The sequence below is a fragment of the Arthrobacter sp. FW306-07-I genome, assembly GCF_021800405.1.
Classification (GTDB): Bacteria; Actinomycetota; Actinomycetes; order Actinomycetales; family Micrococcaceae; genus Arthrobacter.
Genome location: NZ_CP084550.1, coordinates 901,864 through 924,530 on the forward strand (window position 1 = coordinate 901,864; position 22,667 = coordinate 924,530).

Consider the following 22,667-nt stretch of genomic DNA (forward strand, 5'->3'; position numbering starts at 1 on the left):
TTGACAGGGCGGACAAGTAACGTAGATCCTATAGGAAATGCGATTCTAAATCTGGAGTGAACAATGCCGTACACCGCCGAAAACTGGCCCATCGCCGCAGCCCTGCTGCAGTTCCCGGGCACCAAGCCCGATGGAAGCTCCGTCCAGGACGCGCCCGCCAGCGACTGGCAGAAGGTCTTCGAGGAAGTCGCTGACGCAGGCTTCACCAACGCCGACCTCACCGATAGCTGGGTACGCCCCGGTGACCTGTCCAGCGCCCGCCTCGATGAGCTGAAGTCCGCCGCCACCGCAGCCGGCCTGGGACTGCCTTCCATTTCCGCCATCCGCCGCAGCGTGATCGAAGAGGCCAACTGGGAAGACAACCTGGCCTACACCCACCGCACCCTGGAGGCCGCAGCGCAGCTCGGCTGCGAGGTGGTCTCGATCGGGCTGCACCAGGCCATCACCCCTGAACAGCAGAAGCAGCTGTGGTTCTGGACGGTTGAAGGCCACAAGGACCCCGTGGGGGACAAAGAAACGTGGAACAATGCCGTTACCCGCATCCGCGAAGTCGGCAAGCACGCCGCGGAACTCGGCCTCCTGGTATCGCTGGAGATGTACGAGGACACCTACCTGGGAACGGCCGATTCCTCCGTGCAGTTGGTTCAGGACATCGACCTGCCCAATGTCGGCCTGAACCCGGACCTCGGCAACCTGATCCGCCTTCACCGTCCCATCGAGGACTGGCGTGAAGTGGTGCACAAGACCCTGCCGTACTCCAACTACTGGCACGTCAAGAATTACATCCGCGATGAGGACCGGGCCCGGGACCAGTACGTGGCCATGCCTGCCCCCATGGAATCCGGCCTCATCAACTACCGCGAGGCCTTCCAGTTCGCCATCTCCGTCGGCTTCCAGGGCATCATTTGCACCGAACACTACGGTGGCGACGGCCTGAGCGTCACCGCGGCCAACCAGGACTACCTGCGCCGCCAGGTCCTGCCCAAGCGCGAGGGCTACAAGCTGGGCACCAGCCTGGTAGCCCAGGGCCGCCAGACCCCGGCGGCAGTTCCTGCCCGCTAGGCCTGCAGGCATCCCAACCGAGACGACCGGTTCAACGAGGAATCATGACAAAGATATTTGACGATCCAGCGCAGTTCGCAGACGAAGCCCTCGACGGTTTCGTCGCCGCCAACCGCCAGTACGTGGCCCGCGTTGACGGCGGCGTGGTCCGCTCCACCGAATCACCCGATGGCCAGGTGGCACTGGTCATCGGCGGCGGATCGGGCCACTACCCGGCCTTCGCCGGTCTGGTGGGCGCCGGGCTCGCTGCCGGGAGTGCCTGCGGCAACATGTTCGCTTCCCCCTCAGCGGGGCAGGTGTACCGCGTTGCCAAGGCATCCCAGACTGGCGGCGGCGTCCTGCTCAGCTACGGCAACTACGCCGGCGATGTGCTCCACTTCGGGCAGGCGCAGGACAAGCTGAACGCCGAGGGCATCGAAACCCGGACCGTCCTGGTCACCGATGATATTGCCAGCGCTCCGCTGGAAGAGATCGGCAAGCGCCGAGGCATCGCCGGCGACCTCACGGTCTTCAAGGTGGCCGGGGCGGCAGCGGAGGCCGGCCTGGACCTGGACGAGGTGGAGCGGCTCGCCATCAAGGCCAACCACCACACCCGCTCGTTGGGAGTTGCCTTCGCCGGCTGCACCCTCCCCGGCGCAGGTGAGCCCCTGTTCACGGTGCCGGAGGGCATGATGTCCGTGGGGCTCGGTATCCACGGCGAACCCGGGATCTCCGAGCAGCCCCTGCCCAGCGCCAGCGAGCTTGCGCAGCTGCTGGTGGACGGGCTGCTGAAGGACAAGCCGGAAACCGCGGGCCGGCGTGTGGTGCCCATCCTCAACGGCCTGGGCACGGTGAAGTACGACGAACTGTTCCTGCTGTTCGGCAAGATCGAGGCACTGCTCACCGAGGCCGGGCTGGAGATCGTGGAGCCCGAATGCGGTGAACTGGTGACCAGCCTGGACATGTCCGGCCTGTCCCTGACGCTGTTCTGGCTGGACGGGGAACTGGAAAAGTTCTGGTCCGCGCCGGCTGACACCCCCGCCTTCCGCAAGGGCAACCTGGCTCCCCGGCGTGCACGGTCCGTGGAGTCCCTTGAGGAGGCCGGAACCGAGCCGACGCTGGCTGCCACCCCCGCGTCAACTGCCCTGGCCGCCACGGCACTGGACGCGCTGAAGGAAGCCCAGGCCGTCGTCGTCGAACACGAAGAGGCGTTGGGCAAGCTGGACGCCATCGCCGGGGACGGTGACCACGGCATTGGCATGCGCCGCGGTGTTGATGCCGCCGTTGCCGCGGCCGAAAAGTCGCACGCTGCCGGCGCAGGGCTCGAGGAACTCCTCGCGGCGGCGGGGGAGCAGTGGGCAGAACGCGCGGGAGGCACCTCCGGGGCCCTCTGGGGCGCCGCCGTCACCGCCGTCGGAAAGACCCTTGGCAGCAAGGACTCCTACACTGCCGCCGACGCAGCGGCGGCCGTCAACGCCCTCCGCGACGCCATCATCACCCTGGGCAAGGCGGAAGCGGGGGACAAGACCATGGTGGACGCGCTGCTTCCGTTCGCCGAAACGTTCAGCAAGGCAATTGACGACGGCGGCAGCCTGGCTGCCAGCCTTCGCACAGCAGCGGAGGCGGCGGCAAAGGCCGCTGACGCAACTGCAGAGCTCAGCCCGAAAAAGGGCCGGGCCCGGCCGCTGGCGGAAAAGAGCCTGGGCCACCCGGACCCAGGAGCCGTGTCCTTCGGACTCATCGCCCGCAGGGTGGCCGACTACGCCGCCACCATCGAAAGCTCCTAAGGAGAACATCATGACCGAGAACACCCAGCCAGGCTGGCGCATCGTCGTCGGCAACGACGAAGCCGGCGTGGAATACAAGAACGCCCTGCGCGAACTGCTGGAGGCGGACCCCCGCGTTGCCTCGGTAGAGGATGTGGGAGTGGCATCCAACGATGCCACCGCGTACCCCCACCTGGCCGTCGCCGCCGCCCGCAAGGTGGCCGCCGGCGAAGCGGACCGCGCCCTCCTGATCTGCGGCACCGGCCTGGGCGTCGCTATTTCTGCCAACAAAGTACCGGGCATCCGCGCGGTCACCGCCCACGACAGCTACTCGGTGGAACGCTCCGTACTGTCCAACAACGCCCAGGTTCTGACCATGGGCCAGCGCGTCATCGGCTTGGAGCTCGCCAAGAAACTTGTGGGCGAGTGGCTGGACTACCGCTTCGACGAAAACTCCGCATCCGCGGCAAAAGTAGACGCCATCTCCTCCTACGAGGACGCGTCGGAAGGACTTGAGGACAAATGAGCACCCGTAACATCGCCGTCGTTGGCTCAGGCTACATGGGCGGCGGTATCGCCCAGGTCCTGGCACTCGCAGGAGCCCGCGTCGCGCTGGCCGACGTCTCCGCCGAGATCGCCCAGAGCAACTACGAGCGGCTGCTGAAGGAATCCGACGAGTTCGTCGCCGCAGGCCTCTTCCCGGCCAACGCCACGGACCTGCTCAAGGAAAACCTCTGGGCCGCCAAGGACATCGAGGAAGCAGTGGCCGGCGCTGAGTACATCGAGGAGGCCGTGCCCGAAGTCCTCGAAATCAAGCACGCCACCCTGAGCCGGATCAGCGCCGCAGCGCGCCCCGACGCCATCATCGGTTCCAACACCTCCACCATCTCCATCGCCAAACTGGCCGAGGTAGTGGAAAACCCGGAGCGGTTCCTGGGCGTCCACTTCTCCAACCCGGCACCGTTCATCCCCGGCGTGGAAGTCATCCCGCACGAAGGAACCTCCGAGGCCACCGTCCAGGCCGCGCGCACCATCGTGGGGGAGACCGGCAAGGAAACCGCCACCGTCAAGGACGTCACCGGCTTCGTGCTGAACCGGCTCCAGTACGCCCTCTTCCACGAGGCCGCGCAGGTGGTGGAGGAAGGCATCGCCAGCGCGGAGGACGTGGACACCCTGGTTCGTACCACCTTCGGTTTCCGGCTGCCCTTCTTCGGCCCCTTCGCCATCGCCGACATGGCAGGGCTGGATGTCTACGCCTTCTGCTACAAGTCGCTGCAGACCGGCTTCCCGGAGCGGTTCGCCACCCCGAAGATCCTGCAGGAAAAGGTCGACGCCGGCCAGCTCGGCACCAAGACCGGCTCCGGCTTCCTTGACGTCCCCGCAGACCGCACCGCAGCCCTGGTTGCCTACCGGAACAAGGCGTACGTCGCCATGCAGAAGCTCATCGAGGAACTGGGCCCGGCCCCGCTGTCCTGAGTTTTGCGGACTAGCGCTTTCCGGGACCAAAACCACCCCTTTAGAAGGAACACTTCATGACAGCATTTCCCGCAGACCGCACGGTGATCGTCACCGGCGCCGTCTCCGAGCGCGGCATCGGCCGTGCCACCGCCGACTACCTGGCCGAGCGCGGCTGGAACATCGGCGTGATCGACCTCGATGACGCGGCCTGCAAAGCGGTGGCCAAGGAACTGGCGGAAAAGCACGGCGTCAAAGCCCATGGCGCCGGCGCAAACATTGCCGACGAAGCATGGGTCCGGGCCGCGATCGACGAGATCGAAGCGGAACTGCCGCAGCTGGTGGCGCTGGCCAACATCGCAGGCGTCAGCTCCCCGGTGCCCTACCTCGAACTCGACGGCGCCGAGTGGGACCGCGTCATCAACATCAACCTGAACGGTGTCCACTACGCCACCCGCCGGGCCGCCGAGTCGATGGTCAAGAACCGGCTGGGACGGATTGTCAACATCTCCTCGGTCTCCGCCCAGCGCGGCGGCGGAACCTTCAGCAAGACCCCGTACTCGGTGGCGAAGGCCGGCGTCATCGGCCTGACCCGTGCCACCGCCCGGGAACTGGGGGAGTACGACATCACGGTCAACGCCATTTCACCGGGCCCGATTGACACCGACATCATGGGCGGCACTCTCAGTGAGGAACGCAAGGATGAGTTGGTCAAGGACCTGGTGGTGAACCGGGTGGGCAGCCCCCGCGACGTGGCGGCAGCCATCTCCTTCCTGATCGGCGAAGACTCAGGCTACATCTCCGGCCAGACACTGAACGTCGACGGCGGACTCTACATGCACTAACGGCGCGCCTTCCCGGCCAAATTGAAAGGCCGGGCGCCACCCACTAAGCCAGCGGGCCGCCGGCCCCCTGGTACCACCAACATCACCACTCGAAGGAGAGTGTTGTGTCCGAAACCACCGCAACATCCAAGGAGCTTCTGGCCCGTCCGGTCCTGAAGTCCGCGATCTTCAAGGCAGCCCGCCGGCTCATGCCGATGCTGGTCATCCTGTACGTCGTTTCGTTCCTGGACCGCACCAACGTCGGCTTTGCCGAGGCGGCGCTGGGAGCTGACAAGGGAGTGTCCGCCGCGGCCTTCGCCCTGGGCGCCGGCATCTTCTTCATTGGCTATGCGATCTTCGAGATTCCCAGCAACCTGCTGCTCAAGAGGGTCGGCGCCAAGATCTGGCTGGCCCGCATCGCCATCACCTGGGGCATCGTCTCCGCCTGCTTCGCCTTTGTACAGGGCGAGACGTCCTTCGTGATCCTGCGTTTCCTCCTGGGCGTGACCGAAGCCGGGCTGTTCCCCGGCGTGATCATGTACCTTGCCGAATGGTTCCCCAACAAGGTGCGCGTCCAGATGTTCGCCATCTTCTACCTGGCCCAGCCGTTCTCGCAGATGATCGGCAACCCGCTGTCGGGCTGGCTGATCAACATCGGTGACCAGGTGCCCGGCCTGCGCGGCTGGCAGGTCATGTTCTTCGTTGAAGGCATGCTGGCCGTCCTGGCAGGCATCGCAGCCTTCTTCTTCCTGATCAATGGTCCGGAAAAGGCGAAGTTCCTCAGCAGCGATGAGAAGTACGCGCTGAAGGAAGTCATGGCCCTTGAGGACAACATCAAGGATGAGCACGGTCCGCGCGGCATCCTCGCTGCCATGCGCAACGGCCGCGTCTGGTACTTCACCGTGATCTACTTCTGCCTGCAGGTCGCCGTGTATGGCGTGACGTTCTTCCTGCCCCAGCAGGTGTCTTCCCTCACCGGGCAGAAGGTGGGGCTCGCCGTCGGCCTGTTGATTGCCGTTCCGTGGTTCTTCGGCATCTTCTCCTGCTACTTCATCGGCAAGGCCGCGGATACCGTAGCCAAGCGCCGGAAGTTCGGCACCATCCTTTTCATCTCCACCGGCCTGTGCATCTTCGGGTCGGCCTGGGCGGGGACCAACCACCAGCCGGTGCTGGGCATGATCTTCATAACCCTGGCTGTCTGCAGCTTCCTGGCCGTGGGTCCCGTGGTCTGGTCCTATCCCACCGCGTTCCTCGCGGGTTCAGCTGCTGCCGCCGGCATCGGCCTGATCAACTCCCTGGGCAACCTGGGCGGCTTCGTGGCGCCGATCCTCCGGACTGCCGTCAACGAGGCGACCCAATCGCCCACCGGCTCCATGGGCGTCTATGCCCTGGGTGTCCTGCCATTCGTCGCGGCGGCGATGATGTTCGCCACCCGGCGCTTCAAGAACAAGGCCGACGACCTGCTCGACTGAGCGGGCCCACCATCAACGCAAGGAATCCATGAGCACCTCCGGCAGCAACGCAGGCAGCGGCACCCTCTACATCGGTGTCAGCACCAAAATGTACCTGGGCTACCAGGCAAGCCTGCGCTGGCTGTCGGAGGTGCGCTCCATTGTGGACGAGAGACCAGGACTGGCTGGGAATCAGCCCGTCCGGGTCTTCGTCATCCCGTCCTTTCCGGTCCTGGAACCCGCAGGCCGGGTCCTGGCCGGCTCGCCCGTGCTGCTTGGGGCGCAGAACTGCGCCTGGGGGGACGGGCCGTTGACCGGGGAAGTCAGCCCGGGGATGCTCGCCGAACTCGGCGTCTCGCTCGTGGAAATTGGCCACGCGGAACGCCGCAAACTCTTTGCCGAGGATGACGCCGTGGTGGCACGCAAGGTGCGTGCCGCCGTCGGCCATTCCCTCACCCCGCTGCTCTGCATCGGTGAGCCGGACAGGCTCGACGCCGGGGCTGCCGCCGCCTTTTGCGTGGCGCAGGTCCGCTCCGCCACCGCGGGAGATGCCGCGCTGCTCAGCCGACTGGTCCTGGCCTACGAGCCGGTGTGGGCCATCGGCGCGCAGGAACCTGCCCCGCCACAGCACGTCAACTCAGTCCTGGCCCAGATCCGTGCTGAGCTGGGCGCAGACTGCCCCCTCATTTACGGCGGCAGCGCCGGCCCCGGGCTGCTGCCCCAACTGCCGGCCGCGGATGGACTCTTCCTGGGCCGGTTCGCCCACGACGCCGCCAACCTGGGCCGCGTCCTGGACGAAGCCATCGCCCTTGCCAAGACCCGCTAAGACCCGCAACTAAGGCCGCGGCTCAGACCCGCGCCCCCGCCAGTAATTCCTCAAGCCGCTCATAGCCCTCGCTGAGGCCGCCCTCCATGCCGGACTGTGCCATGCCGTCGCGCGCCTCCTGGCTGGGGTACACCGAGTGCCCCCGCAACCGCGTGCGTCCGTTGCCCAGGTCCTCGAAGGTCATGAACTCCAGGCTCACCACGTCCGGGTACCCGCCGAACTCGAAGGTCTGCAGGGCAAACTCGTTTTCGCGGACCGTGTGGAAGATGCCGCGGAACTCGTAGGGCACCCCGTCAGGGCCGGTGTGGATGTATCGGTAACTCCCGCCGGTGCGGAAATCGTAATGGTCGATCTCCATTTTCATGCCCCGCGGGCCCAGCCACTGGACAATCAGGTCCGGCTCTTTGTGCGCACGGAACACATCCGCCACCGGGAAATCGAACTCGCGCTCGTAATCGATGAAGGGGACGCCCTCAGGAACGCTGAGTTTCAGGGAATTGCTCATCATGACTCCTTGGAGGATTGGCCGCCGCTTGCCGCAGCGTGTTCTTTCAGCACCGCGTCGAGGTTGCGGAACTGCCCTTCGCGGACCAACCGGTACTGGTCAATCCACGCGGTAAGCGCCTCAAGCCGCGCGGGGTTCAGGTGCACGGGCCGGCGCTGGGCATCCCTGCTTCGGGTCACCAGCTGCGCCTGCTCGAGTACCTGGATGTGCTTCGAGACTGCCTGTTTGGAAATCTCGAACGGTTCCGCCAGTTCGTTGACGGTGGCGGGACCTCTGCTCAGCCGGGCAATGATGCTGCGCCGGACGGGATCGGCCAGGGCCAGGAAAGCCGTGTCCAAAGCCGCGTCGTCGGAGATCATGTCCAGCCTTTCGAGTAATCAACCTGGTTGTTTATCAACCTATCGGTTGATTAACGATACGTCCGCTGCAGTAGCCGCGCAAGAGTCGAGGGGAAAGCCTTGCGAGCCTGCCGCGTAAGTATGTCAGTACAAACCTTTGACAGGACATTAGATCTGGGGCAAAGTAATGGCTGTGGCCCACACCACGCCGGCAAGCCCGGAAGTCCCGCCCGCAAGGGGCCGACGTTCCACACCAGAAAGGTCAACGATTCCCGTGACCCACGAGCTTCTTACGATCGGGCGCATCAGCGTTGATATCTACCCGAACGACATCGGGGTTGGCCTGGAGGATGTCAATTCCTTCGGCAAGTACCTGGGCGGTTCACCGTCGAACGTCGCTGTTGCCGCCGCCCGCCACGGCCGCCGGACCGGTGTGATCACCCGGACCGGGGATGACCCGTTCGGTGAATACCTGCACCGCGAGCTGCGCAAGTTCAACGTCGACGACACCTTTGTCACACCCGTCAAGGACTGGCCCACGGCCGTGACGTTCTGCGCGATCAAACCGGCAACGGACGAGTTCCCGCTGTACTTCTACGGCCGGTTCCCCACGGCTCCGGACCTGCAGATCAGGGCCGAGGAGCTGGACCTTGATGCCATCCGCCAGGCGGGGATTTTCTGGTCCACGGTCACGGGTCTGTGCCAGGAGCCCAGCCGCAGCGCGCACCTTGCCGCCCATGAGGCCCGTCCCCGTACCGGCCTGGCCGAGGGGCAGTTCACTATCCTGGACCTGGACTACCGGCCGATGTTCTGGGCCTCGGAGGAAGAGGCCCGTGCCGAGGTGGCCAAGGTCCTGCCGCACGTGACTGTTGCCATCGGCAATGACAAGGAATGCGCCGTGGCCGTGGGTGAGGGAACCCCTGATGAGCAGGCGGACCGTTTGCTGGCCGCCGGCGTGGAGATCGCCGTCGTCAAGCTCGGCCCCGAAGGCGTGATGGCCAAGACCCGCACCGAACGTGCGGTCTCCGCCCCCGTCCCGGTGGAGACGCTGAACGGCCTGGGTGCCGGCGACTCCTTCGGCGGCGCCTTTGTCCACGGGCTGCTGTCCGGCTGGCCGCTGGCCCAGGTCCTGGACTACGCAAATGCCGCTGGGGCGATCGTTGCCTCGCGGTTGTCCTGCGCTGATGCGATGCCGACGCCGGAGGAAGTCACCTCGCTGCTGGCCGAACGCGGCCGCGATGTCCCTGCTACTGCTCCGGGCACTGTTACCCAGCTTGCCACCGAAGGAGCAGCACTGTGACGCTCACGCCCCTAACCCCTGACAGTGCCCTGAACGACGATCCGCGCCGCTACGAGCACCTAAGCACCATCCGCCTGGAAGATCCGGATGCTGTGGCCCGGGCTGCCAAGTCCCGCCGCCGCCACCCCGGCCTCAAGGCCGGTCGGCAGAACTTCATCGTTGCCGCAGACCACCCTGCCCGCGGCGCCCTGGCGGTCGGCAACGACCCGGTGGCCATGGCTGACCGCCGCCAGTTGCTGGACCGTTTGCAGATGGCGCTGGCCAACCCCGCCGTCGATGGTGTCCTGGCCTCCCCGGACATTATGGATGACCTGCTGCTCCTGGGTGCCCTGGACGGCAAGCTGGTGTTCGGTTCGATGAACCGCGGTGGCCTGGCCGGGCTGGTCAACGAGTTCGATGACCGGTTCACCGGGCACACCGCCGCCGCCCTTGAGGCCCTGGGCGCGGACGGCGGGAAGATGCTCACCCGCATCTGCCTGGGCGACCCCGACACCGTGGTGACCCTGGAGGCGACCGCCAAGGCCATCGATTCCCTGGCCGAGCGGAAGCTGATTGCCATGGTGGAACCGTTCCTGTCCGTCCGGGAGAACGGCCGGGTTCGCAACGACCTGTCGACCAATGCGGTGATCAAGTCCATCGCGATCGCAGAGGGCCTGGGTTCCACCAGCGCGTATACCTGGATGAAGCTTCCGGTGGTGGCTGAGATGGAACGCGTCATGGCCGCCACCACCATGCCCACCGTCCTGCTGGGCGGAGACCCGGACGGGTCCCAAGACGAGGTCTTTGCGTCCTGGCAGGCAGCCCTTACCCTGCCCGGCGTGCAGGGCCTCACGGTTGGCCGGACCCTGCTCTACCCCGCCGACGGGGACGTCGCGGGCGCCGTCGCCACGGCCGCTTCCCTCCTTCACCACACCGCAGAAGCATCGGAGTAACTCCCATGGGATCCACAACAGGAACGCGCAGGATGACCGTTGCCCAAGCCGTCGTCGAATACCTTTCCAAGCAGTACACCGTTGACTCGGTTGGCGGTGTTGAGTTCCGTGAGCGTCTCATTCCTGGGACGTTCGGGATTTTCGGGCACGGCAACGTGGCCGGAGTGGGCCAGGCGCTGAAGCAGTACCAGCAGCTGGATCCGGCCATCATGCCGTACTACCAGGGCCGGAACGAACAGGCCCAGGTCCACCAGGCCGTCGGCTACGCCCGGCACACCCGCCGCCGCCAGACCTACGCGATCAGCACCTCGATCGGCCCGGGCTCGTCCAACCTGCTGACCGGCGCCGCGCTGGCCACCACCAACCGCCTGCCGGTGCTGCTGCTGCCCAGTGACACCTTTGCCACCCGCGCCGCGGACCCGGTGCTGCAGCAGCTCGAACAGCCCTACGCCTACGACCTGACGGTCAATGATGCGTTCCGGCCGCTGTCCAAGTTCTTCGACCGCGTCAACCGGCCGGAGCAGTTGTTCTCCGCGTTCCACCACGGACTGCGCGTCCTCACCGACCCGGCCGAGACGGGAGCGGTGACGATTTCGTTGCCGCAGGACGTTCAGGCCGAGGCCTTCGATGTTCCCGAGGAGTTCCTGGCCGAGCGGGAGTGGCGGATCCGCCGCCCCGACGCCGAGGACGACGACATCGCCCGCGCCGCCGCGGCGATACGGGCCGCCAAGAGCCCGCTGATCATTGCCGGCGGCGGCGTCCTGTACGCCTACGCAAACGATGAGCTCGCGAAGTTCGTGGAGCTGACCGGCATCCCGGTGGGGAACACGCAGGCCGGCGTCGGCGTGCTGCCCTGGGACCACAAGTACTCCCTGGGCGCCATCGGGTCCACGGGCACGACGGCGGCGAACGCCATCGCCGCCGGGGCGGACCTGATCATCGGCATCGGCACCCGCTACGAGGACTTCACCACGGCGTCCCGGACCGCCTTCCAGAACCCGGACGTGAAGTTCGTGAACATCAACGTCGCCCCGATCGACGCCTACAAGCACGGCACCACGCTTCCGATCGTCGCCGATGCCCGCAAGGCACTGGTCAAGCTCAACGCAGCCCTTGGCGGGTACCGGGTGGGAGCAGACCTTGAGCAGAAGATCGAGGCCGAGAAGAAGCGCTGGAACGCCACCGTGGACGAGGCCTTCGACACCCGCTACACCCCGCTGCCGGCGCAGAACGAAATCATCGGCGCTACCAACCGGGCCATGGACGCCCGCGACGTGGTGGTCTGCGCCGCCGGTTCCCTGCCCGGTGACCTGCACAAGATGTGGCGGGTCCGGGACCCGTTCGGTTACCACGTTGAGTACGCCTATTCCTGCATGGGCTATGAGATCCCCGGCGGCCTGGGCGTCAAGCGCGCCGTGATCGCCGAAGCGGCAAGTACGACGGCGGCCGGAGGGTCAGGCGATCAGGTGCGGGACGTCGTCGTCATGGTGGGGGACGGCTCCTACCTGATGATGCATACCGAACTGGTTACCGCCGTCGCAGAACGCATCAAGCTGATCGTGGTCCTGATCCAGAACCACGGCTTCGCCTCCATCGGCTCGCTCTCCGAATCCCTCGGCTCGCAGCGGTTCGGAACCAAGTACCGGGCCTTGAACGAAGAGGCGCACAGCTTTGATGAGGGCGAGACCCTGCCCGTGGACCTGGCCCTGAACGCCCAGTCCCTGGGCGTGAAGGTCATCCGGATCGAACCCGGCGAGAAGGTCATCGCAGAACTCGAACAGGCCGTCCGCGACGCAAAGGCCGCGCCCGAAGGCAGCGGCCCCATCTTAATCCACGTCGAATCAGATCCGCTCCTGGACGCGCCGTCCTCCGAGTCCTGGTGGGACGTCCCCGTCTCCCAGGTGGCCGAACTGGAATCCACCAAGCAGGCCTTCCAGGCCTACACCGAGCACAAGTCACGCCAGCGCAAACTGCTCGGCTAACCGCACTTTTCACTACTCAAGGAAGAGTCCCATGACTGCCACCATCACCCAGGCCACCGTCATCAACCACTTTCTCAACGGCGCCGAAACCGCCGGCGAAGGCGACCGCACCACGCCCGTGTACAACCCGGCCACCGGTGCCGTATCCGCCACCCTGCGCCTGGCCAACCGCGCCGACCTGGACACCGCCGTCGCCGCCGCCCGCAAGGCCGCCGACACCTGGGGTGACATCGCCCTGGCCAAGCGCACCGCGGTACTGTTCAAATTCCGTGAACTCGTCGCCGCGCACGTGGACGAACTCGCCCAGCTCGTGACCGCCGAGCACGGCAAGGTCCTCTCGGACGCCAAGGGCGAGATCGGCCGAGGCCTGGAAGTCGTCGAGTTCGCCTGCGGCATCCCCACGCTGCTCAAGGGTGACTACTCGGACCAGGTCTCCACCGGCATCGACGTCTTCTCCTTCCGCGAGCCCCTCGGCGTCGTCGCCGGCATCACGCCGTTCAACTTTCCCGTCATGGTGCCGCTGTGGATGGCCCCGATGGCCATCGCCACCGGCAACGCGTTCATCCTCAAACCCTCCGAGCGTGGCCCCTCGGCCTCGCTGCTGCTGGCCAAGCTCTGGAAGGAAGCCGGGTTGCCGGACGGTGTGTTCCAAGTCCTGCACGGCGACAAGGAAACCGTCGACGGGCTGCTGACCCACCCCGACGTGGACGGCATCAGCTTCGTCGGCTCCACCCCGATCGCCCAGTACGTCCACGAGACCGCCACCAGGCACGGCAAGCGCGTCCAGGCCCTGGGCGGGGCGAAAAACCACGCCATCATCCTGCCCGACGCCGACCTCGACAACGCCGCCGACCACCTCGCCGCCGCCGCGTTCGGCTCTGCCGGCGAACGCTGCATGGCCATCTCCGTCGCCGTGGCCGTTGGCGACGCCGCCGACGCCCTGGTCGCGAAAGTCCAGGAACGCGCCGAAGCCGTCAAGGTCAACAACGGCACCGAGCCCGATGCCGAAATGGGCCCGGTCATCACCCCGGCCTCCAAGGAACGCATCGTCAGGATCGTCACCGAAGCCGAAACCGCCGGCGCCGCCATGGTCGTGGACGGCCGCGACCTCGTGGTCCCGGGCCACGAGAACGGCTTCTGGGTCGGCCCCACCGTGATCGACCACGTCAAGACTGAAATGACCGCCTACAAGGAGGAAATCTTCGGACCCGTCCTGGTCGTGGTCCGCGTCGACACCCTCGAAGACGGCATCCAGCTCATCAACGCCAACCCCTACGGCAACGGCACGGCCATCTTCACCTCCTCCGGCGCCGCCGCCCGCAAGTTCCAGCGCTCCGTCACCGTGGGCATGATCGGCATCAACGTGCCCCTCCCGGTTCCGGTGGCCTACCACTCCTTCGGCGGCTGGAAGGCCTCCCTCTTCGGCGACAAGCACATCTACGGCCCCGAAGGCGTGAGCTTCTATACCCGCGGCAAGGTGGTCACCTCCCGCTGGCCCGAAACCCACCACGCCTCCGGCGCCTCCTACAACTTCCCCTCCAACTAATCCCCAGAAGAAAGACAACGCTGTCATGACTGAGAACAAGCTGATCATCGGCACGGCACCGGACTCCTGGGGTGTTTGGTTCGCGGACGACCCAAAGCAGACCCCGTGGGAACGCTTCCTGGATGAAGTAGCCGAGTCCGGCTACAAGTGGATCGAACTGGGCCCCTACGGCTACCTTCCCACGGACCCAGCCCGCCTCGCCGAGGAACTTAAGCAGCGCGACCTGCAGATCTCCGCCGGCACCGTGTTCACGGCCTTTCACCGGGGCCTGGACCAGTGGGAAAAGGCCTGGGAGCCGGCCCGCAAGGTGGCCGAACTGACCGCGGCCATGGGCGGCGAGCACATGGTTGTCATTCCGGCCATGTGGCGCGACGACGTCACCGGCCAAGCGGTGGAGAGCGGGACCCTGACCGACAAAGCCTGGAGTGACCTGTTCTCCGGCCACAACCGGCTGGGCAAGACCCTGCTGGAGGACTTCGGCCTGAAGCAGCAGTTCCACTCCCACGCCGACTCCCACGTTGGCGCGCAGGAGGACATCGAAACGCTGCTGGGCGCCACGGATCCGCAGTACCTCAACCTCTGCCTGGACACCGGACACGCCGAATACTGCGGCGCCTCCAGCCTGGACCTGATCAAGAACTACCCGGACCGCATCGGCTACCTGCACCTGAAGCAGATCAACCCGGAGATCCTCAGACGAGTCAACGAGCAAAATATGACGTGGGCCGCCGCGAACCTGGCCGGCGTCATGACCGAGCCGCCCAACGGCCTGCCGGACCTGCGCGCGGTCATCGAAGCTGTGGAAGCACTGAACCGGCCCATTTTCGGCATCGTGGAGCAGGATATGTACCCCGTGGCCTTCGACGTTCCCATGCCCATCGCCAAGCGGACCCGCAACTACCTGCTGTCCTGCGGCTCCCGCACGACCGTCAGCTGACGGACCAGCACTGACAGCCAGCACGGCACCGTCCCAGAACCCAAAGGACCAGAACAATGACTGAAACCCTCCGCGTTGCCGTCATCGGCGCAGGCCGTATGGGCGCAGACCACATCCAACGCCTCAACCAGCGCATCCACGGAGCCGAAGTTGCCGCCGTCGTCGACGTCGACCTCGCCCGCGCCCAGGCCGCCGTCGAAGGCATCCCGGGCGCAGTGGCCCTGGCGGACGCCGAAGAGGCCCTCGACAATGGCGACGTCAATGCCGTCCTGATTGCCACCCCCGGCTTCCTGCACCAGGACATCCTGTTGAAGGCAATAGCCAGGGACATCCCGATCCTGTGCGAAAAGCCCCTCACGCCCGACGCCGAATCCTCCTGGAAGATTGTCGAAGCCGAGGTGGCACTGGGGCACAAGCGCATCCAGGTGGGCTTCATGCGCCGTTTCGACGCCGAATACGCCACGTTAGGCTCGATCATCCGCAACCATGAACTGGGCGAGTTGCTGATGTTGCACCACCAGCACCGCAACCCCAACACGCCCCCGGGCTTTACCAACGAGATGCTCATTAACGACTCCGTGGTCCATGAGTTTGACGCGATCCGGTACTTCGCCGGCGAGGAAATCACCAGCGTCCAGGTCCGGCTGGGCAAGGCCACCCGCAATGCCCCGAACGGCCAGCACGATCCCCAGCACGTGCTGATCGAAACCGAGTCGGGTGTCCTGGCCGACGTCGAAATCTACGTCAACGCCAAGTTTGGCTACGAGGTGGCCACGCAGGCCTCCTTTGAGGACGGCATCGTGAGCATCGGCGGCGACAAGGGCCCGTACACCCGCAGCGCCGGCCGTTGGGGCGGCAACGTCACCCCGGGCTTCGAGGAACGTTTCGGCCCGGCGTACGACGTCGAAATCCAGGCATGGGTGGACGCGGCAGTCAAGGGCGACATCGGCGGCCCCTCCGCCTGGGACGGGTACGCCACCGCTGCGTGCTGCGAAGCAGGCGTCGAAGCGCAGAAGAACGGCGAAAAGGTCACCGTAAAGCTGAACCCCAAGCCCGACCTCTACAAGTAGGCCGCTACAAGTAGGCTGCGGGAAAGGGGGAGGAGCCGGCCATCCTCTGACACCCGGTCCCCGGCGACGTGGATGTGATTCCAGACGCGTTCCCTGGGAACTGGAACGAGATCGCCGTCCCGGGCGGGCAGAATACTGAGATGGTGTCCAGCGTCTGTGCCGAAAACGAGAATAGAGCCAAGGTCCTCCGCTACCAGCCGGAGGCCGGAAAATGGTGCGTCCAATGAGGACGCCCGTGACCTCGCTTCACCGTGGGACGGCAGGAAGGGAGCCGGGGAACCACAAGTGGGCACTGCGGACTGCCACCGTCACCGCCACCCTGGGCGGCCTGCTCTTCGGCTACGACACCGGCGTGATCAACGGGGCGCTGCCTTATATGCAGGAGGACCTGGGCCTGACACCACTGACCGAGGGCCTGGTCACCTCGTCCCTGTTGTTTGGTGCTGCCTTCGGCGCCCTGTTCGGCGGCCGCCTGGCGGACCGTCACGGTCGCCGTCGGATGCTCATGGTGCTGGCTCTCATCTTCCTCGCGGGCACTATGGGCTGCACCTTTGCACCCAGCACGGAAGTGATGATCGCCGCCCGGTTCATCCTGGGGCTCGCCGTGGGCGGGGCATCGGTGACTGTTCCGGTGTACCTGGCCGAGGTATCGCCCAGCAACCGGCGCGGACGCATTGTCACCCAAAACGAACTCATGATCGTTACAGGGCAGTTGCTGGCATTTATCTTCAACGCCTACCTCGGCAACTCGTTCGGTGAGTCCCACGGCATCTGGCGCTGGATGCTGGTCATCGCCACCCTCCCGGCCGTCGCGCTGTGGATCGGGATGAATTACATGCCCGAAAGCCCCCGTTGGCTGGCTTCCATGGGCAGCTTCGAGGCGACGCTCAGCGTCCTGAAGCGCATCCGGTCACAGGCAGAGGCGCGGAGGGAGTTCGAGGAAGTCAAGGCCATGGCCGTGGAGGACTACAAGTCCAAGATGGGGTCCTGGAAGGACCTTGGCATCCCGTGGCTTCGCCGGATTTTCTTCGTGGGCCTTGGCCTGGCGGTGATCCAGCAGATCACCGGCGTGAACTCGATCATGTACTACGGGACCCAGATCCTCTCCCAGTCAGGTTTTGGCCGTGAAGCGGCGCTGACAGCCAACATCGCCAACGGCGTCATCTCAGTCCTCGCCACGTTCGTGGGAATTTGGCTGCTGGGCAAGGTGGGCCGGCGCAGGATGCTAATTACGGGCCAGGTGGGAACCACCACGGCGCTGCTGCTGATTGGCCTCTTCTCCCTGATCCTGCCGGAAGGCACAGCCCGCGGCTTCGTCATACTGGCGCTCACCGTCACGTTCCTGGCGTTCCAGCAGGGCGCCATCTCACCGGTGACCTGGCTGATGCTCTCGGAAATCTTCCCGCTGAAGATCCGCGGCCTGGGCATGGGGGCGTCGGCCTTCCTGTTGTGGATCGTGAACTTCCTGATCGGGTTCGGCTTCCCGCAGCTGCTGGCGGCGATCGGCATCTCCAACACGTTCTTCGTGTTCGCAGTCCTCGGCGTCGCCGCCATTGCCTTCGCCGCGAAGTACGTTCCCGAGACCAAGGACAAGAGCCTCGAGGACCTGGAGCACTACTTCAAGAACGTGGCGCGCAGCAAGGCCCCAACCACCGAAGCCCAGCTCTCCTAACCCAAACGGGCACACCTGTTCCACGCCGCAACGGCCCCGCACCGCCCCCCCCGAGGGAATCCCCAGGGGCGTTTCGGCGCGTGCGGCGGGCTCTAGGTGCTGGCGTGCAACCGGGGCAGGGCATCCACCAGCGGCGCCAGTTCCGGGATGGCCGTGGCCTCATCGAGGGCACGTTCCAGGGTGGCGTCGTGCACCGGCCGCGCTTCCGCGAGCAAACTGCTCCCGCTGGAAGTCAACTCGGTGTAGATCCCGCGCCGGTCGTCGTCGCACAAAATCCTGGTGAGCAGGCCGCGGTCCTCCAGCCGGTTGACCAGCCGGGTGGTGGCGCTGGGGCTTAATGCCGTGGCGCGGGCCAGTTGCTGCATGCGCATGTGCCATCCATCCTGCCGGCTGAGGGCATCCAGCACCGTGTACTCCACCACTGAAAGTTTCGACTCTGCCTGCAGCGAGCGCTCCAGTTCGGTTTCAATCAGCCCGTGCAGGGTTGCAAGGGTTCGCCAGCCCTGGGCGCGGACCTCGACGGCGTCGTCCTTGATGCCCATGCTTTTACTCCTTACAAGAGGGGTCGGCAACCCGACCACTAGCTGCGGTTGAAGATAGTTGCTTGCGCGGTATATTTGCATGTGCAACAATAAATACCGCGTCTGCAACTATCTTAGGCGCTATCCCGTCAAGGGAACAACCACACCTATAGCTCAAAGGAGCATTCGCATGCCTGTTGGCTTGATAGCACTCGCCCTCGGCGGGTTTGGCATTGGACTTACCGAGTTCGTCATTGCCGGGCTCCTTCCGCAGGTCGCGGCGGACTTCGGCGTCAGTGAGGCCTCGGCCGGTTGGTTCATCTCCGGCTACGCGCTGGCCGTGGTGGTGGGCGCCTTGGGGCTGACTGCTGCCGTCACGCGCTTCCAGCGTAAGCCGGTCCTGGCCGCACTGCTGGTGCTGTTCATCGCAGGAAACCTGCTCTCGGCCACTGCGGAGGGATACTGGCCCATGATGTTGGGCCGCGTCATTGCCGCCCTCTCACATGGCGCCTTCTTTGGCATCGGCGCTGTGGTGGCGGCAGGCATGGTCCCGCCCAGCAAGAAGGCCGGTGCGATCGCGCTGATGTTCACCGGCCTCACCGCGGCCAACGTCCTGGGCGTGCCGTTTGGAACGCTGCTGGGCCAGGCCGCAGGGTGGCGTGCCACGTTCTGGGCGATCACAGCCATTGGCGTGGCCGCGCTCGCCGGGATCCTGGCGCTGGTCCCCAAATCGGCAGGTGCGGCAGAGCAAGCAGGCAGCCTTCGCTCCGAACTTCGAGCCTTCCGGTCCGGTCAGGTATGGCTGTCCATCGTTGTTACCATCCTCGGGTACGGCGGCATGTTCGGCGCGTTCACCTACATCGCCTACACGCTCACGGAGGTCTCCGGCTTCGCGGTGTCAACCGTGCCGTGGCTGCTCATCGTCTTCGGGGTGGGTCTTTTCGTGGGAAACACTGTGGGCGGCAAGGCCGCAGACCGGAACGTGGACCGCACGCTCCTGGCAGTGCTCGCCGCGCTGACCGCGGTTCTCGTGGCCTTCGCCCTGGCAGCCGCCAACCCGGTCCTCACCGTCATTTCCCTGGTGCTGATGGGAGGCTTCGGCTTTGCCACCGTACCGGGCCTGCAGATGCGCGTGATGAAGTACGCCTCCGGGGCTCCCACGCTGGCCTCCGGCGCCAATATCGGTGCCTTCAATGTGGGCAACGCCCTGGGCGCCTGGCTGGGCGGCGTCACCATCACCGCCGGGCTCGGCTACACCTCGCCCATCTGGGCCGGCGCAGTGATTACCCTTGCGGGCCTTGCCGTCATGGCCTTCGCTGCGGCCGGCGCCAAGCGGAGCGAGAAGCAGCACAAGGTAGTGGCGGCATCCACTGACATGCCTGGGCTTGTCCGGTCCTAGCCAGGCTCAGGGGCGGAACGGCAGACGCGGATCGATGTCCTGGTTCTCCCAGGTTTGCCGGACCCAGCCGTGGTGCGGGTCGTCACTGATCAGCCACTCCCGCACCGGACCGGGTCCCGCCATGACGTTCAGGTAGTAAAGGTCGTATCCGGGAGCTGCCATGGCCGGGCCATGCCAGCCGTAGGGGACCAGGACGACGTCGCCGGTGCGCACCTCGGCCGTCACGTCGATGGGCCGCTCGTCGGAGGCGTAGACACGCTGGTAGCCGATTGCGTCGGTGTCGGAGGGAGCGCCTGATCCGGCCGCCACCTGCGTCTCGAAGTAATAGATCTCCTCGAGGGAGGTCTCGCCGTCCTTCTCCTCATCGTGCTTGTGCGGAGGGTAGGAGGACCAGTTGCCGGCGGGGGTGAGGACCTCGCACACGATGAAGCGGTCGGCTTCCAGCGCTGCCGGCGTGCCGAAATTGTGGACCTGGCGCGAGCAGTTGCCGGCGCCGCGCAGTTCGACGGGGGTTTCGGCTGCAGATACCAGTCGGGTGGGATAGGACGCCTTGGCCGGCGCGGTGGCCACGGCAACCCTGCCGCCGTCGGGGGAGCTGATGCTTACCGCACGTCCGGTGCCCGAGTAGAGCACGTCGCTTGGGCCTGCGAAGACCGACGCCCGGCCTGCCAGCGGGTAGTCCCTGCCGTCAACGCTGACCGTGAAGGACCCGGTAAGGGGCACCACGATGCGTTCCTCGTCTGCGGCGGGAAGTTCGACGGCGGCGCCCGCGGCCAGGGTGGCCACCTTCAGTCCGGTGTGTGCCCAGCCGTTCACGGTAAGGGAGGAATCGGGGGTTCCGATCGAAATGTCCCATTTGCCATGGCCGGCAGTGCCCAGGGGGTAGACCCAGTTGGTCATGGAGTTGGCTCCTTGGATTAGCGCTGGACGAGTGTCATTTCGAAGCTGTAGGAATCGGCGCGGTACACGTGGTGGCCCGTTTCAACCCTGCGGCCGGTATCGTCCACGGCGGTGCGTTCCATCGTGACCAGCGCAGACCCGGCCGCGGTGTCCAGCATGGAGGCTTGGTAATCATCGGCGGTTTTGGCGCCGATACGCTGGGTTGCCAGCCGGAAGTTCACACCGCCGCGGCGCAGGATGGAGTAGAGCCCCTCGGCCCGCAGCATGGCCTCATCTATGTCAGCGATATCGTCGCGCACCCAGTTCTCCATGAGGGCCAGCGGCTTGCCGCCCACTTTACGGAGCCGGGTGAAGTGGTACACCTTGGAGCCTGCCGGCAGCTGCAGCGTGGCGATGGTGGCGTCATCCGCCTCCACATGCGAGAAACTCAGGACGTCGGTGGTGGGCTTCTTGCCGTTGTTGGTGAGGTCGTCATAGAGGCTGGAGAGTTCCAGCGGGCGGCGGACCTGGCTGGAGACCACCTGGGTTCCTACACCGCGCTTGCGCACCAGGAGGCCGGAACGGACCAGTTCGTCCATGGCCTTGCGCATGGTGGGCCGGGACAGGTTGAGCTGGGCCGCCAGGTCGATTTCGTTGTCCAGTCGGCTGCCGGGTTCCAGTGCGCCGCTGTAGATGGCCGCTTCAATACCCTGGACCACCTGGTGGTACAGGGGCACGGGGGAGGAGCGGTCGATGGTGAGTCCCAGATTGTTCGCCACGATGCGTCCCTTGTGTCGGTTGGATCAGCGCCGCCCGGTCGGGACAGGCGCGCTGGGGGCACTTTGCCGCCATATGTTCTCTTGATAGGACATAGTCCCTTCTCGATCGTAGCAGTCGCACCGGGACGGTCAAGGGTGCTCCACGGCTGCTGTGATACAGGGGCGGAGGGTTGTCCTGTTGTAGGGACGCATGGGAGAAGGACGCCTCCTCCCGCCCCCGCGTTTGCGTTGGGTGGCTAGGCTGGCACCATGACGTGGGCCGCAGGACAACAATCATGAATTTTGCCGGTAGCCTTGGTCCCCGCCCGCGCACCCTCGAGGTCCAGGACTTGGCCAGCTTCGACCGCCTGGTGGCCGGCGGCGCCGTCAACCTGCACGGCTGGCATGCGCAGTCGCTGGACCTGCGGGGCCGGTCGGCAGCACTGAAAAGCGTGAGCGTCGAGGGCGCGATGTTCCTGGGCTGCCTCTTCGATGACGGCATGGAGGGCTACCTCCGGAGCCGCGGAGCCCTGATCTTCCCCAGGCTGGAAGGTGTCCCGTTCGATCCCTACCGGGCGGCCCTGTATTCCCCGGCTGAGCTGTACGCCGGACTGGCCACGTCCCCGTATGAGGAGGTGCCGGACGCGCGCATCTACCACTGGAGCATCCAGCCGGGCCAGCGGCACCGGGTGGACTCAACCTTGGCCTCTGCCCTGCACGACCATGCCATCGGTGATGCACTGGACGAGCTGACCCGCTCCGGGACCTGGACCCGACGGTCCATCGTCGGCGTCATGGGCGGCCACGCGGCGCCGCGCGGCAGTCGGGAGTTCGCGGAGGCGGCGCGGCTGGGGAGGCTGCTGGCCCTCGACGGCCATTCGGTGGCTACCGGCGGTGGGCCGGGTGCCATGGAGGCGGCGAACCTGGGCGCCTACCTGAGCCAGGCGTCCGACGGCGACGTGCAGGCAGCGCTGGCCACGCTCGCCGTTGTTCCCGGGTTCCGCCCCTCGGTGTCGGCGTGGGCACGTGCGGCCGCCGCCGTCGTCGAACGCCATCCGGACGGGACGCCCTCGCTTGGCATCCCCACCTGGTTCTACGGGCACGAGCCGCCCAACTACTTTGCCACGCACATCGCCAAATACTTTGCCAACGCCATCCGGGAGGCAATCCTGCTGGAACTGTGCCACGGCGGGATTGTCTTCCTGCCCGGCGCCGCCGGCACAGTGCAGGAGATCTTCCAGGACGCCTGCGAGAACTACTACGGCGCCCGCGAAAAGGTGGCGCCCATGGTACTGGTGGGGCGGCGCCATTGGGAGCAGGAATACCCGGCCTGGCCCATGCTGCGCAGCCTCGCGGCCGGCCGGGCCATGGCGGATTACATTTTCCTGGTGGACACGGTGGACGAAGCAGTGGAGGTCCTCCGGGAACGCTGAACGTTGCCGAAGGACCTCCATGAAAAGCCGCT

The 22,667-nt window shown here is 65.9% G+C and carries 21 protein-coding genes; 16 read left to right on the top strand and 5 right to left on the bottom strand.

The window, feature by feature from the left end; all coding sequences use genetic code 11:
* Positions 1–63 precede the first annotated feature (63 nt).
* From LFT46_RS04255 to LFT46_RS04285, 7 genes are all read left to right on the top strand, one after another.
* Entirely contained in the window at positions 64–1,062 is a 999-nt protein-coding gene (locus LFT46_RS04255; protein WP_236821341.1) for a sugar phosphate isomerase/epimerase family protein, read from the top strand.
* Between the two features lie 44 nt (positions 1,063–1,106).
* A complete protein-coding gene (gene dhaL, locus LFT46_RS04260; RefSeq protein WP_236801207.1) occupies positions 1,107–2,828 on the top strand; it encodes a dihydroxyacetone kinase subunit DhaL in 1,722 nt (573 codons plus the stop codon).
* Between the two features lie 10 nt (positions 2,829–2,838).
* Positions 2,839–3,333, top strand: a complete 495-nt coding sequence (locus LFT46_RS04265) for a ribose-5-phosphate isomerase (protein ID WP_236801208.1) — start codon at positions 2,839–2,841, stop codon at positions 3,331–3,333.
* Positions 3,330–4,283, top strand: a complete 954-nt coding sequence (locus tag LFT46_RS04270) for a 3-hydroxyacyl-CoA dehydrogenase family protein (RefSeq protein ID WP_236801209.1) — start codon at positions 3,330–3,332, stop codon at positions 4,281–4,283. The genes LFT46_RS04265 and LFT46_RS04270 overlap by 4 nt, the downstream gene beginning before the upstream one ends.
* Positions 4,284–4,339: 56 nt before the next feature.
* Complete coding sequence (locus tag LFT46_RS04275) at positions 4,340–5,107, top strand: SDR family NAD(P)-dependent oxidoreductase (RefSeq protein WP_236821342.1); 768 nt, start codon at positions 4,340–4,342, stop codon at positions 5,105–5,107.
* A gap of 104 nt (positions 5,108–5,211) precedes the next feature.
* Positions 5,212–6,558, top strand: coding sequence for an MFS transporter (locus LFT46_RS04280; RefSeq protein ID WP_236801211.1), 1,347 nt, complete (start codon positions 5,212–5,214; stop codon positions 6,556–6,558).
* Positions 6,559–6,586: 28 nt separating this feature from the next.
* Positions 6,587–7,363, top strand: coding sequence for a triose-phosphate isomerase family protein (locus LFT46_RS04285; RefSeq protein WP_236821343.1), 777 nt, complete (start codon positions 6,587–6,589; stop codon positions 7,361–7,363).
* A gap of 22 nt (positions 7,364–7,385) precedes the next feature.
* Here the strand turns inward: LFT46_RS04285 and LFT46_RS04290 are convergent, their stop codons facing one another.
* A complete protein-coding gene (locus LFT46_RS04290; RefSeq protein ID WP_236821344.1) occupies positions 7,386–7,868 on the bottom strand; it encodes an SRPBCC family protein in 483 nt (160 codons plus the stop codon).
* Positions 7,868–8,227 (bottom strand): ArsR/SmtB family transcription factor, encoded by a 360-nt coding sequence (locus LFT46_RS04295; protein ID WP_236801213.1) that lies wholly within the window; start codon positions 8,225–8,227, stop codon positions 7,868–7,870. Before LFT46_RS04295 ends, LFT46_RS04290 begins: the two co-directional genes overlap by 1 nt.
* Before the next feature lie 253 nt (positions 8,228–8,480).
* Between LFT46_RS04295 and iolC the strand changes: the two genes are divergently transcribed.
* The 7 genes from iolC to LFT46_RS04330 all read left to right on the top strand — a co-directional run bounded on the left by iolC (position 8,481) and on the right by LFT46_RS04330 (position 17,645).
* Positions 8,481–9,506, top strand: coding sequence for a 5-dehydro-2-deoxygluconokinase (iolC, locus tag LFT46_RS04300; protein WP_236801214.1), 1,026 nt, complete (start codon positions 8,481–8,483; stop codon positions 9,504–9,506).
* Complete coding sequence (locus LFT46_RS04305) at positions 9,503–10,438, top strand: Cgl0159 family (beta/alpha)8-fold protein (RefSeq protein ID WP_236821345.1); 936 nt, start codon at positions 9,503–9,505, stop codon at positions 10,436–10,438. Before iolC ends, LFT46_RS04305 begins: the two co-directional genes overlap by 4 nt.
* Before the next feature lie 32 nt (positions 10,439–10,470).
* Positions 10,471–12,420 (top strand): 3D-(3,5/4)-trihydroxycyclohexane-1,2-dione acylhydrolase (decyclizing), encoded by a 1,950-nt coding sequence (iolD, locus tag LFT46_RS04310; RefSeq protein ID WP_236821346.1) that lies wholly within the window; start codon positions 10,471–10,473, stop codon positions 12,418–12,420.
* 31 nt (positions 12,421–12,451) lie between these two features.
* On the top strand, positions 12,452–13,966 hold the full coding sequence (locus LFT46_RS04315; RefSeq protein WP_236821347.1) for a CoA-acylating methylmalonate-semialdehyde dehydrogenase: 1,515 nt from the start codon (positions 12,452–12,454) through the stop codon (positions 13,964–13,966).
* A gap of 25 nt (positions 13,967–13,991) precedes the next feature.
* Complete coding sequence (locus LFT46_RS04320) at positions 13,992–14,903, top strand: sugar phosphate isomerase/epimerase family protein (RefSeq protein ID WP_236821348.1); 912 nt, start codon at positions 13,992–13,994, stop codon at positions 14,901–14,903.
* 56 nt (positions 14,904–14,959) lie between these two features.
* A complete protein-coding gene (locus LFT46_RS04325) occupies positions 14,960–15,973 on the top strand; it encodes a Gfo/Idh/MocA family protein (protein ID WP_236821349.1) in 1,014 nt (337 codons plus the stop codon).
* Positions 15,974–16,208: 235 nt separating this feature from the next.
* A complete protein-coding gene (locus LFT46_RS04330) occupies positions 16,209–17,645 on the top strand; it encodes a sugar porter family MFS transporter (RefSeq protein ID WP_442863672.1) in 1,437 nt (478 codons plus the stop codon).
* Positions 17,646–17,737: 92 nt separating this feature from the next.
* Here LFT46_RS04330 and LFT46_RS04335 read toward each other — a convergent pair whose 3' ends face one another.
* On the bottom strand, positions 17,738–18,187 hold the full coding sequence (locus LFT46_RS04335) for a MarR family winged helix-turn-helix transcriptional regulator (RefSeq protein ID WP_236821351.1): 450 nt from the start codon (positions 18,185–18,187) through the stop codon (positions 17,738–17,740).
* 169 nt (positions 18,188–18,356) lie between these two features.
* On the opposite strand from LFT46_RS04335, the gene LFT46_RS04340 reads away from it, so the two are divergent.
* The gene (locus LFT46_RS04340; RefSeq protein ID WP_236821352.1) at positions 18,357–19,565 is read left to right on the top strand and encodes an MFS transporter; all 1,209 of its coding nucleotides are present in this window, start codon (positions 18,357–18,359) and stop codon (positions 19,563–19,565) included.
* Positions 19,566–19,571: 6 nt separating this feature from the next.
* On the opposite strand, the gene iolB is transcribed toward LFT46_RS04340, so the two are convergent.
* Both iolB and LFT46_RS04350 read right to left on the bottom strand, forming a co-directional pair.
* Positions 19,572–20,465, bottom strand: a complete 894-nt coding sequence (gene iolB / locus LFT46_RS04345) for a 5-deoxy-glucuronate isomerase (protein ID WP_236821353.1) — start codon at positions 20,463–20,465, stop codon at positions 19,572–19,574.
* A 17-nt stretch (positions 20,466–20,482) separates the two neighbouring features.
* Entirely contained in the window at positions 20,483–21,223 is a 741-nt protein-coding gene (locus tag LFT46_RS04350; RefSeq protein ID WP_236821354.1) for a GntR family transcriptional regulator, read from the bottom strand.
* Positions 21,224–21,498: 275 nt separating this feature from the next.
* Here LFT46_RS04350 and LFT46_RS04355 point away from each other — a divergent pair, with 275 nt between their 5' ends.
* On the top strand, positions 21,499–22,635 hold the full coding sequence (locus tag LFT46_RS04355) for an LOG family protein (RefSeq protein WP_236801227.1): 1,137 nt from the start codon (positions 21,499–21,501) through the stop codon (positions 22,633–22,635).
* Positions 22,636–22,667: the final 32 nt, after the last annotated feature.

Excerpts from the sequence above, each read along its gene's own strand:
- LFT46_RS04255 (WP_236821341.1), top strand. The coding sequence starts at position 64 with ATGCCGTACACCGCCGAAAACTGGCCCATCGCCGCAGCCCTGCTGCAG.
- LFT46_RS04320 (WP_236821348.1), top strand. The coding sequence starts at position 13,992 with ATGACTGAGAACAAGCTGATCATCGGCACGGCACCGGACTCCTGGGGT.
- LFT46_RS04270 (WP_236801209.1), top strand. The coding sequence starts at position 3,330 with ATGAGCACCCGTAACATCGCCGTCGTTGGCTCAGGCTACATGGGCGGC.
- LFT46_RS04340 (WP_236821352.1), top strand. The coding sequence starts at position 18,357 with ATGCCTGTTGGCTTGATAGCACTCGCCCTCGGCGGGTTTGGCATTGGA.
- LFT46_RS04295 (WP_236801213.1), bottom strand. The coding sequence starts at position 8,227 with ATGATCTCCGACGACGCGGCTTTGGACACGGCTTTCCTGGCCCTGGCC.
- dhaL (WP_236801207.1), top strand. The coding sequence starts at position 1,107 with ATGACAAAGATATTTGACGATCCAGCGCAGTTCGCAGACGAAGCCCTC.
- LFT46_RS04290 (WP_236821344.1), bottom strand. The coding sequence starts at position 7,868 with ATGAGCAATTCCCTGAAACTCAGCGTTCCTGAGGGCGTCCCCTTCATC.
- LFT46_RS04335 (WP_236821351.1), bottom strand. The coding sequence starts at position 18,187 with ATGGGCATCAAGGACGACGCCGTCGAGGTCCGCGCCCAGGGCTGGCGA.
- iolB (WP_236821353.1), bottom strand. The coding sequence starts at position 20,465 with ATGACCAACTGGGTCTACCCCCTGGGCACTGCCGGCCATGGCAAATGG.
- LFT46_RS04355 (WP_236801227.1), top strand. The coding sequence starts at position 21,499 with ATGAATTTTGCCGGTAGCCTTGGTCCCCGCCCGCGCACCCTCGAGGTC.
- LFT46_RS04275 (WP_236821342.1), top strand. The coding sequence starts at position 4,340 with ATGACAGCATTTCCCGCAGACCGCACGGTGATCGTCACCGGCGCCGTC.
- LFT46_RS04315 (WP_236821347.1), top strand. The coding sequence starts at position 12,452 with ATGACTGCCACCATCACCCAGGCCACCGTCATCAACCACTTTCTCAAC.
- LFT46_RS04265 (WP_236801208.1), top strand. The coding sequence starts at position 2,839 with ATGACCGAGAACACCCAGCCAGGCTGGCGCATCGTCGTCGGCAACGAC.
- LFT46_RS04325 (WP_236821349.1), top strand. The coding sequence starts at position 14,960 with ATGACTGAAACCCTCCGCGTTGCCGTCATCGGCGCAGGCCGTATGGGC.
- LFT46_RS04285 (WP_236821343.1), top strand. The coding sequence starts at position 6,587 with ATGAGCACCTCCGGCAGCAACGCAGGCAGCGGCACCCTCTACATCGGT.
- iolD (WP_236821346.1), top strand. The coding sequence starts at position 10,471 with ATGACCGTTGCCCAAGCCGTCGTCGAATACCTTTCCAAGCAGTACACC.